The 11667-nt window shown below is 68.9% G+C and carries 1 protein-coding gene and 1 pseudogene; both read left to right on the top strand.

Annotated features, from left to right (window positions below):
• Window positions 1–35: 35 nt before the first annotated feature.
• Window positions 36–1994, top strand: a complete 1959-nt coding sequence (locus ACLARN_RS10680) for an ABC transporter ATP-binding protein (RefSeq protein ID WP_409491168.1) — start codon at window positions 36–38, stop codon at window positions 1992–1994.
• A 32-nt stretch (window positions 1995–2026) separates the two neighbouring features.
• Window positions 2027–11403: pseudogene (locus tag ACLARN_RS10675) on the top strand (amino acid adenylation domain-containing protein).
• The last annotated feature ends 264 nt before the right edge of the window (window positions 11404–11667 follow it).

The following is an 11667-nucleotide window of genomic DNA, read 5'->3' as shown; positions in this document are numbered from 1 at the left end:
AGATCGCGGACTTCGCGCGTGGGAGGAATGACCGTATGGACGTAGTGATGCGCTTCGGCGCACCGAACCCGAGGGATGACGACCCCGATCCCTGGTCGATGACGGTCCGCAAGGGGACGGTGCGCAGAGTGCTCGGCTACTTTCGCCCGCACATCGGCAAGGTGTCGCTCTTCGTTGTCATCGCCTTGTTGGAGGCCGTCGTCGTCGTCGCGACGCCCTTGATCATGAGAGAGCTCATCGACAACGGCATCTTGAAGAACGACCTCGGGGTCGTGGTCTGGATGGCAGGCCTGACCGCCGTCCTCGCCGTGCTGACCGCGGCCTTGTCGCTGGCGTCGGCTTACATCGCAGGGAAGGTCGGGGAAGGGGTCACCTACGACCTCCGGATCCAGGTGCTCGACCACGTCCGGCGGCTGCCGATCGCGTTCTTCACCCGGACCCAGACCGGGGTGCTGGTGAACCGGCTGCACACCGAAGTGATCATGACCCAGCAGACGTTCGGTCACCTGCTGGTGGCGGCGACCAGCGCGGTCACGGTGGTGCTGGTGCTGGCCGAGCTGATCTACCTGTCGTGGCTCGTCGCCGTCGTCACGCTGGTGCTGGTTGCGCTGTTCCTCGTGCCCTGGGTCCAGGTGGGACGGCTCATCGGGCGGCGCACCGGAAAGATCATGGAGGCCAATGCCAGTCTCGGTGGCCTTCTCCAGGAGCGGTTCAACGTCCAGGGGGCGATGCTCTCCAAGCTCTACGGCCGTCCGGCCGAGGAGATGGCCGAGTATCGGGAACGTGCCGGCTGGATCCGCAAGCTGGGGGTGAGCCTTTCCGTCTGGGGCCGGATGTCCTTCGTCATGATGACGCTGATGGCCTCGATCGCCACGGCGATCGTCTACGGCATCGGTGGCGGCCTCGTGCTCGACGGGGTGTTCCAGCTCGGCACGCTGATCGCGATCGCCACCCTGCTCACGCGGCTGCTGGGGCCGATCACCCAGCTGTCCGGGATGCAGGAGACCGCGCAGACCGTCGTGGTGTCCTTTTCCCGGATGTTCGAGATCCTCGACCTGAAGCCGCTGATCAAGGAAAAGCCCGACGCGGTCGGACTCGCGAAGGATGTGGCGCCGGACATCGCGTTCGAGGACGTGAAGTTCCGCTATCCCACCGCGGACGAGGTCTCGCTGTCGTCGCTGGAGCAGGTGCGGGGCGCGAAGGGCCGAGGGGAAGTGACGGCGGATGTCCTGCGTGGCGTGGACTTCCACGTGCCGGCCGGAACCCTCACCGCGCTCGTCGGCCCGTCCGGCGCCGGGAAGAGCACCATCACCCATCTGGTGACCCGGCTGTACGACCCGACCTCCGGAACCATTCGCGTCGGCGGACAGGATCTGCGGGACCTCACCTTCGACTCGCTCCGCGAATCGGTCGGGGTGGTCAGCCAGGATTCTTACCTTTTCCACGACACGATCCGGGAAAACCTGCTCTACGCCCGCCCGACCGCCACCGAGGAAGAGCTGATCGAGGCCTGCAAGGGTGCCCAGATCTGGGACCTGGTCCAGTCCCTCCCCAGCGGGTTCGACACCGTCGCCGGCGATCGCGGCTACCGCATGTCGGGCGGGGAGAAGCAACGACTGGCGATCGCCAGGCTGTTGCTGAAGGCGCCGTCGATCGTCGTGCTCGACGAAGCCACCGCTCACCTCGACTCCGAGTCGGAGGCCGCGGTCCAGCGGGCGCTCAAGACCGCCCTGCGCGACCGCACTTCGCTGGTGATCGCCCACCGGTTGTCCACGATCCGCGAGGCCGACCAGATCCTCGTGATCGACGGCGGCGGGGTCCGTGAGCGCGGGACGCACGACGAACTGCTGGCCGCCGGCGGCCTTTACTCGGAGCTCTATCACACGCAGTTCGCCAATCCGGAAAGCAACGGGACCAAGGCGAACGGCAACGGAACCGGGTTCGACGACGAGCCGGAGCCCGAGCCGGTGTTCTACGGCCTTCACGGAGGATGACGATGAGTTCCGCAGCGGGTGCCACACCGACGGTGCTGGATCTGTTCGCCCGGCAGGCGAACCGGACGCCCGACGCGGTGGCCGTGGCCGACGGGGACCGGGTTCTGACGTATCGGGAACTCGATGAACTCGCCTGCCGGTTGTCCGGCCGGTTGATCGGCGGGGGTGTCCGCCTCGGCGACCGGGTCGCGGTCATGATGGACCGTTCGGCGGATTTGCTGGTGTCGCTGCTCGCCGTCTGGAAAGCGGGGGCGGCGTACGTACCGGTGGACGCCGGGTACCCCGCGCCGCGGATCGCTTTCCTGCTGGCGGATTCGGCTGTGTCCCTGATGGTGTGCTCGATCGCGACACGCGATCGCGTACCGGAGGGGATCGCGTCGATCGTCGTCACCGACGAGGACGCGAGCGACCCGTCGGCGGTCACGGTGCGCCCGGGCGACCTGGCGTACGTGATGTACACGTCCGGTTCGACGGGTACTCCGAAGGGCGTGGCCGTTCCGCACCGGAGTGTCGCGGAACTGGTGGGGGATCCCGGCTGGGCGATGGGATCCGGTGACGCGATCCTCATGCACGCGCCGCATTCCTTCGACGCGTCGCTGTGCGAGATCTGGGTGCCGTTGGTATCGGGTGCCAGGGTGGTGATCGCCGAGCCAGGGCCGGTCGACGCCCGCCGCCTACGGGAAGCGATCGCGGGCGGAGTGACGAGGGCGCATCTGACGGCGGGCAGTTTCCGTGCGGTGGCGGAGGAATCGCCGGAATCGTTCGCGGGGCTCCACGAAATCCTGACCGGCGGTGACCTGGTGCCCGCGCACGCGGTGGAGCGCGTGCGGAAGGCCGCGCCGCTCGCGCGGATCCGGCATCTGTACGGCCCGACGGAAACGACGTTGTGCGCCACCTGGCATGTGCTCGAACCGGGTGACGAGCTGGGTTCGGTGCTGCCGATCGGCCGTCCGCTCTCGGGTCGCCAGGCGCGGGTGCTCGACGCGTCGCTGCGGCCGGTGGCGCCGGGGGTGGCCGGCGACCTGTACCTTTCCGGCGCTGGTCTGGCGGACGGCTACCTGGACCGGGCGGGGCTGACGGCGGAGCGGTTCGTGGCCGATCCGTTCGCCCCTGGCGAGAGGATGTACCGGACCGGGGACCTCGCCCAGTGGACCGCCGACGGCGAGTTGCTGTTCGGAGGCCGGGCCGACGATCAGGTGAAGATCCGCGGATTCCGGGTCGAGCCTGGCGAGATCGAGGCCGCGCTGACCGCTCAGCCGGACGTCCACGAGGCCGTGGTGGTGCCGATCGACGGACGCCTGATCGGTTACGTGGTGGCCGACGCGGATCCCGCCCTCGTTCGCGAGCGTCTCGCGGCGGTGCTGCCGGAGTACCTGGTCCCGGCCGTGGTGCTCCCGGTGGCCGCGTTGCCGCTGACCGGCAATGGCAAGGTGGACCGGGCGGCGTTGCCCGCCCCCGATTTCACCGCGAAGACCGACGGCCGCGAACCCGTCACCGAGGCGGAGAGCATCCTTTGTGGACTGTTCGCCGAGGTGCTCGGCGTGGCACGAGCCGGTGCCGACGACGGCTTCTTCGACCTGGGCGGGGATTCGATCCTCGCGGTGCGCCTGGCGGCCCGTGCGGCCAAAGCCGGTCTGCTGGTGACGCCCGACCAGATCTTCAAGGAGAAGACCCCCGGACGGCTGGCCGCCACGGCGCGTGCCGTGCCGGTCGACAGGCCGGTGAACGGCCCCTTGATCACCCTGACCGCGGACGACGAGGCGGAGCTGGCGCTCGCCGTTCCCGGTGCCGAGGAGGTCTGGCCGCTGGCGCCGCTCCAGGCGGGACTGCTGTTCCAGTCGACCCTCGACGACCAGGGTCTCGACATCTACCAGACACAGTGGATCGTGGAACTGACCGGACCGCTGGACGTGCCCCGGCTACGGTCGGTGTGGGAAGCGGTTTTCGCCCGGCACGCCGAGCTTCGGCTGACCTTCCACCGGCTCGCGTCGGGCAAGACGGTGCAGGCCGTCGCTGGGCGCGTCGACCTGCCGTGGCGCGAGGTCGACCTGACGGGGGCGGCCGATATCGAGGCGGCCGTCGACGCCGTGGCCGCGGCGGAACAGCGGGAACGGTTCGACCTCACCAAGGCGCCGCTGTTCCGGCTGGTGCTGGTCCGGGTCGGCGAGGAGCGGCACCGGCTGCTGATCGTCAACCATCACATCCTGACCGACGGCTGGTCGGTGGCGGTCATCCTCAACGAGGTGTCCGCGGCTTACACGTCCGGTGGACACTTCCCGGACCGGACCGGCGCCGCCTCCTACCTGGACTACCTCGCCTGGCTCGAGCGGCAGGACAAGGACGCGGCGCGCGTGGCGTGGCTGGCGGAACTGTCCGATATCGACACGCCGGCGCTGGTCGCCAAGTCGGATTCCGTGACGGACTACGACTACCGCGTCACCTATCTTCCGCCGGATCTCTACGCCCGCCTGAACGAGTTCGCCCGCGACCACGGGCTGACGCTGAACACGGTGGTGCAGGGCGCGTGGGCGATCGTACTGGCGCGGCTCGCGCGGCGGACCGACGTTGTGTTCGGCACCACGGTCGCCTGCCGCCCCGCGGAACTCCCCGGTGTCGAGTCGATGCCGGGGCTCATGATGAACACGGTTCCGGTCCGGGTACGGCTGGACGGCGCTGAGTCCATTGTGGACATGCTCATCGGCCTGCAACACCGTCAGGTGGCCATGATGCCCCATCAGCACCTGGGGCTGACGGACATCCAGAACACGGCCGGACCGGGCGCGATGTTCGACACGCTGCTGGTGTTCGAGAACTACCCGAGGGACTTCGCCGACCAGTTCACCTATCTGGGCACCATCGAGGGGACCCACTACCCGGTGACCGTCGGCGTCATCCCGGGTGAGGAGTTCAGGATCCAGCTCGCCTACTGGCGGGGGCAGATCGACGAGGCCGTCGCCGACTCGCTCCTGGAGTGGTTCGTCGGCGCACTCGGCGCGGTGACCGCCGATCCGTCCGGTCTCGTCGGACGGACCGGCATGGGCGAGATTCCGTTGCCTCGCTGGGATCCGGCGTTGTTGGACGGGGAGCCGCTGCCGTCGCTGATCGGGCGGATGGCGGCGGACCGGCCGGACGCGGTGGCGGTGGCGGACGGCGACGGCGAACTGACATACGGGCAATTGTGGGATCGGGCGGTGCGGTTCGCCGCCGTCCTGCGTACTCGCGGGGTCGAGCGCGAGCGCCACGTCGGCCTGGTGGTCGGACGGTCCGCGTGGTGGCTGATCGGGATGCTGGGGGTGTCGCTGGCAGGCGGCGTCTTCGTCCCGGTGGATCCCGCGTATCCGGCCGAGCGGGTGAAACTGATCTTCGGCAGCGCGGATCCGATGCTGGTGGTGTGCCAGGGAAAGACCCGCGAGGCGGTGCCGGAAGAATTCGGCGGCCGGATCGTGGTGCTCGACGAACTGGACCTGACGGCGGCCCCGAGCGCGGTATTGCCGCGGGTGGGAATGCGTGACGCGGCGTACGTGATCTACACGTCGGGATCCACCGGAACGCCGAAGGGTGTCGTCGTCACCTACTCGGGCCTCGGCAATCTGGCGATGGCGCATATCGAACGACTGGCCGTGACGTCGTCGTCCCGTGTCCTGCAATTCGCGGCACTCGGCTTCGACACCATCGTGTCCGAGGTGATGATGGCGTTGCTGGCGGGGGCGACGCTGGTGATGCCGCCGGATCAGGATCTGCCGCCGCACGCGTCGCTGACCGACGCGCTGGAACGGTGGGACATCACGCATGTGAAGGCTCCGCCGTCGGTGCTCGCCACCGCCGACACGATGCCGGACAGGCTGGAGACGGTGACCGCGGCGGGAGAACTGTGCCCGCCCGGCCTTGTAAACCGCTTGGCACCTGACTTCCGGATGATCAACGCCTACGGGCCGACCGAGACCACGATCTGCGCGACGGTGAGCATGCCGTTGGCGCCGGGCGGAGACGTGATCCCGTTCGGGGCGCCGATCGCCGGGGCCCGCGGTTATCTGCTCGACGCGTTCCTGCGCCCGCTGCCGCCGGGTGTCACCGGTGAGCTGTATCTGGCCGGGATCGGGGTGGCGCGCGGCTATCTGGGTCGTTCGGCGTTGACAGCCGAGAGGTTCGTCGCCGATCCCTTCGTCGCCGGTGAGAGGATGTATCGGACGGGCGATCTGGCGTACTGGACCGAGGACGGCGAGCTGGTGTCCGCCGGGCGGGCCGACGACCAGGTCAAGATCCGCGGGTTCCGGGTCGAACCCCGCGAGATCGAGTTCGCCCTGTCCAACCACCCCCAGGTCACCCAGGCCACGGTGACCGTCCGCGAGGGCCGCCTGGTGGCCTACGTGTCGCCCGGCGACGTCGATCCGCGGGCGCTGCGGGACGAACTCGCGACCCGGTTGCCGCTGTACATGGTGCCCGCGGCCGTGATGGCGCTGGACGCGCTGCCGCTGACGCAGCACGGGAAGATCGACCGGAAGGCGTTGCCCGAACCGGACTTCTCTTCGAAGTCGGCGGGCAGGGAGCCGGCGACCGAGACCGAGCGGATCCTGTGCGAGGTGTTCGCCGAGGTTCTCGGCCTGGAGCGGGTCGGGGTCGAGGACAGTTTCTTCGAGCTGGGCGGGGATTCGATCTCGTCGATGCAGGCCGCCGCCCGCGCGCGCCGCGACGGGATCTCGCTGACGCCGCGGCAGGTGTTCGAGCACCGGACCCCCGAGCGGCTCGCGCAGCTGGTGGGGGACACGCCGCTGCCGAACCGCGCGCATGCCACGGTGGCCGACGGCGTCGGTGAAGTCGCGTTGACGCCGGTGATGCGCATGTTCGGGGATGGCGTTGTGGCGCCTGGATTCGCGCAGTGGGTGGTGGTGTCCACACCGCCGGAATTGACGGAGAAGGCTTTGGTGGCGGCGTTCACGGCGCTGGTGGACACGCACGACATGCTGCGGGCACGGGTCGTCGACGGCGAGAACGGCCGTCGGATGGTGGTCGGTGAGCCCGGATCGCTGAAGGTGGCCGGGGTGGTCACCCGCGTGAAGGCCGGTGACGGCTCGCTGGACGAGGCGGTGAAGGCCGCGGAACGCGATGCCATCGGCCGGTTGGATCCGGTGGCGGGCGTGATGGTCCAGGCGGTCTGGGTGGACGCCGGGCCGGGCGAGGTCGGCCGGCTGGTCGTGGTGGCCCATCACCTGGTGGTCGACGGGGTTTCGTGGCGGGTTCTGCTGTCGGACCTTATGCTGGCGGCCGACGCGGCGATCGCGGGACGGGAGCCGGTGCTGGAGCCGGTCGGAGTGTCGTTCCGGCGGTGGGCGGGTCTGCTTCAGGAGTGGGCGGTCTCCGCCGAGCGGACCGCGGAATTGGCGGCGTGGAAAGAGATCCTCGGTCAGGAGCAGCCGGAGCGGGCCGCCGTCGCGAGTGCCGGTCCGCGCTCGCGGTCGTGGGCGCTCCCGGCGGCCGAGGCGTCGGTGCTGGTGGGGCGGGCTCCGGTGGTGTTCCACTGCGGGGTGCACGAGGTCCTGCTGGCCGGGCTGGCCGGAGCGGTGGCGCGCTGGCGCGGCGAGGACACGGTGCTGGTCGACGTGGAAAGTCACGGTCGCCATCCCGTCGAGGGAATGGACCTGTCCAGGACGGTCGGCTGGTTCACCAGCACGCGTCCGGTGCGGCTCGACGTGGCCGGGATCGATCTGGCCGGTGCGCTCGCCGGTGACGCGGCGGCCGGGACGCTGCTGAAGGTGGTCAAGGAGCAGTCGCGGGCGGTGCCCGGCGACGAACTCGGCTACGGATTGTTGCGTTATCTCAACGCCGAGACCGGGCCGGTTCTGGCGGCACTGCCGTCGTCGCGGATCGGTTTCAATTACCTCGGCCGGTTCGTCGCCGGTGACCAGAGTGACCGGCAAGCATGGCAACTGGCCGGGGAAATGGGCAGTGCGATGGAACCGGGTATGGAATTGCCGCACGCGATCGAAGTCAACGCGATCGTCCAGGATCTGCCGAATGGTCCTGAATTGACCCTCGTCATGGAATGGCAGGACGAGCTGATCGACGAACCCGAAATCGAACGACTGGTCCAGGAACTGCTGGACATGTTGTCCGGGCTCGCCCGTCAAGCGGATGATCCCACCGCGGGTGGACATACCGTATCCGACTTCGGCCTCGTCGATCTGGACCAGGACGAGATCGAGAGCTTCGAAGCCTTGGCGGCGGAACTCAGTGAGGGGCAGACATCGTGACCACTTCGACCACGTCCTCCGGATCGGCGCTCGACGAAGTCTGGCCGTTGTCGCCGATGCAGGCGGGAATGCTCTATCACGCTTCGTTCGACGACGACGCTCCCGATATTCACGTCATTCAGCAATCGCAGATCATCGACGGGCCACTGGACGCGGAGCGGTTCCGAATCTCCTGGGAAGCCCTCCTCGGCAGGCATGCGGCGCTTCGCGCGAGTTTCCAGCGGCGGAAGACCGGCGAGTCGGTCCAGCTCATCACCCGGAAAGTGACACTCCCCTGGGCCGAATTCGATCTGTCGGACCTGACCGAAGAGGACGCGCAGGCCGAGATCGACGCGATCGCGGAGAAGGAACGCTTCAAGCGATTCGACCTGGCGAAGCCGCCGCTGTTGCGGCTGACACTGATCCGGCTCGGCCGGGAGAAACACTGCCTGGTGACGACGAGCCATCACCTGCTCATCGACGGGTGGTCGCGGGCGATCCTCGAGGCGGACCTTCTCGAGATCTACGCGGCGGGCGGCGTCGCCACGATGCCGCGGCCCGCGGGCTCCTACGGTGACTACCTGGCCTGGTTGGGCCGTCAGGACAAGCAGGCGGCGCGCGTGGCGTGGCATGCGGAACTGGCGGGCGCCGACGAATCGAAACTCGCGATCCTCGACCGGTCCGGGAAGTCGTCGGGACTGCCGGAGCGCGAGGTGTTCCGCCAGTCGCCTGCCTTCATGTCCGCTCTCGGCGAGTTCGCCCGCGGTCACGGGTTGACGCTGAACACGGTGGTGCAAGGGGCGTGGGCGGTGGTGCTGTCCCGGCTGGCGCGCCGTCGTGACGTGGTGTTCGGCGCGGTGGTTTCGGGGCGTCCGGCGGATCTTCCCGGCGCCGAGCAGGTCGTGGGACTGTTCATCAACACCGTGCCGGTGCGTGTGCGGTTGGACGGCGGGCAGTCGGTCCTTCAGCTGCTGACCGGACTACAGGAACGGCAGTCCGAGCTGATTTCGCATCACCACCTCGGCCTGCCGGAGATCCAGAAGATGGACGGCGCGGATTTCGACACGATCGTGGTGTTCGAGAACTACGCCGACGCGGCGACGAAAGCGGACTCCCCGAGCGGTCTCAGCCTGACCCTGCGGGAGTTCCACCAGGCGACGCCGTACGCGCTCACTCTGGGTGTCTTGCCGGGCGAGAGCCTGGACACCGTCCTGGAGTATCAACCAGAGGTGGTCGACGCCGAAGTCGCCAAGCGGGCGCTGCACCGGCTCGCCAGGGTGCTGGAGCGGATGATCGCGGAGCCGGGGGCGCCGGTCGGCAGGCTGGACGTGGTGGACGACGCCGAGCGCGAGCTGGTCGTCGAGCGGTGGAACGAGACCGGCGACGTGGTGGCCGCGCCGTCGGCGCTGGAGCTGTTCCGGCGGCAGGTGGAAAGGGCACCCGAAGCGACCGCCGTGCTGGCGGGTGACCGGGTCTGGTCGTTCGCGGAACTCGACGAGTGGTCCGGCCGGGTGGCGGGGGCGCTGACGGAGCGGGGCGTGCGACGCGGCGACCGCGTCGGGGTGGTGCTGGAACGCTCGGCCGAGGTGCTGGCGGCCTGGCTCGGGGTGTGGAAGGCGGGAGCGGCGTTCGTGCCGGTCGCGCCGGACTACCCGGCGGACCGGGTGGCGTTCATGCTGGCCGACTCCGCGGTCGCGGCGGTGGTGTGCCGCGCGGAGACCTCGGATGTGGTGCCGCCGGACTACGCGCCGATCATCGTGGACGAAGCCATCGAGGGCACGGTTTCGCCAGTCCCGATCGGGGCGGACGACCTGGCGTACGTCATGTACACGTCCGGTTCGACGGGTACTCCGAAGGGCGTGGCCGTCCCGCATGGGAGCGTCGCGGGCTTGGTGGGGAGTCCCGGCTGGGCGATGGAGCCCGGTGACGCGGTTCTCATGCACGCGCCGCATTCTTTCGACGCGTCGTTGTTCGAGATCTGGGTGCCGTTGGTGTCGGGTGCCAGGGTGGTGATCGCCGAGCCGGGTGCGGTGGACGCCCGCCGTTTGCGGGAGGCGATCGCGGGCGGGGTGACGAGGGCGCATCTGACGGCGGGCAGTTTCCGTGCGGTGGCGGAGGAATCGCCGGAATCGTTCGCGGGGCTGGCCGAGGTGCTGACCGGTGGTGATTCGGTGCCGGTGCGCGCGGTGGAGCGGGCGCGGAAGGCCGCGCCGCTCGCGCGGATCCGGCATTTGTACGGTCCGACGGAGACGACGTTGTGCGCGTCGTGGCATGTGCTGGAACCGGGTGACGTACTGGGTCCGGTGCTGCCGATCGGCCGACCGCTTCCCGGCAGGCGGCTGTATGTGCTGGACGTCTTCCTGCGCCCGTTGCCGCCGGGCGTCGCGGGTGATCTGTACATCGCGGGCGAGGGGCTGGCGCGGGGTTACCTGAGTCGCGCGGCGTTGACGGCCGAGCGGTTCATCGCCGATCCGTTCGCCCCAGGCAAGAGGATGTACCGGACGGGCGACGTGGCGTACTGGACCCACCAAGGCGAGCTGGTCTTCGCCGGACGGGCCGACGACCAGGTCAAGATCCGTGGCTATCGCGTGGAACCGGGCGAGATCGAGGCGGTGCTGGCGGCACAGCCGGGCGTCGACCAGGCGGTGGTGGTGGCCCGTGACGGACGGTTGATCGGCTACGTCGTGTCCGATGACGGAGTGGATCCGGTTCGGCTGCGCGAGCGGATCGGCGAGGTGCTGCCGGATTATCTGGTACCGGCGGCGGTGCTGGCGCTGGACGCCCTGCCGGTGACGGCGAACGGGAAGATCGACCGGGCGGCGTTGCCGGATCCCGACTACGGCGGACGCGTTTCCGACCGGGAGCCGGTCACGGAGATCGAGCGGGCGTTGTGCGCTCTCTTCGCCGAGGTGCTCGGGGTGGAGCAGGTCGGCGCGGATGACGACTTCTTCGAGCTGGGCGGCGATTCGATCACGTCGATGCAACTGGCGGCGCGGGCCCACCGCCACGGAATGGTCTTCGGCACGCCAGAGGTATTCGAGTACAAGACTCCGGCGGGAATCGCGACGATCGTCGAACCGGAACCGGAGAAACCCAGCGAGCCGGCCACGTCCGACGTCGCTCTCCTCGATTTGGGCAAGGACGAGATCGAGGAATTCGAAGCCGAATTCGACGCTTCTTGACCGGGCCGTGAGTGTTGTTTCGTAACCACACCACACGCGCCGGGCAGGTCGCGAAAGCCACTTTCGGGACACCAGATGTCCCGAAAGTGGCTTTCGCGACACCCGCGTCTGACGAGAGCCGCGGTGCTCAACAACCGTGAATCGCCACTCACCACCGACGTGATCCGATACATCGCCTTTTCTTGGACATGTTGTCCGGGGCGGCTTGTCGGGCGGATGATCCTCCACAGGGGACATCTCGCATTCGAGGCTGAGTTCGACGAC

The organism is Amycolatopsis sp. cmx-11-12, assembly GCF_046269425.1.
In the GTDB taxonomy this organism is placed as follows: domain Bacteria; phylum Actinomycetota; class Actinomycetes; order Mycobacteriales; family Pseudonocardiaceae; genus Amycolatopsis.
Note: the sequence above shows the minus strand (reverse complement) of the source record. Positions and strands in the feature narration are given on the sequence as shown.

Excerpts from the sequence above, each read along its gene's own strand:
- ACLARN_RS10680 (WP_409491168.1), top strand. The coding sequence starts at position 36 with ATGGACGTAGTGATGCGCTTCGGCGCACCGAACCCGAGGGATGACGAC.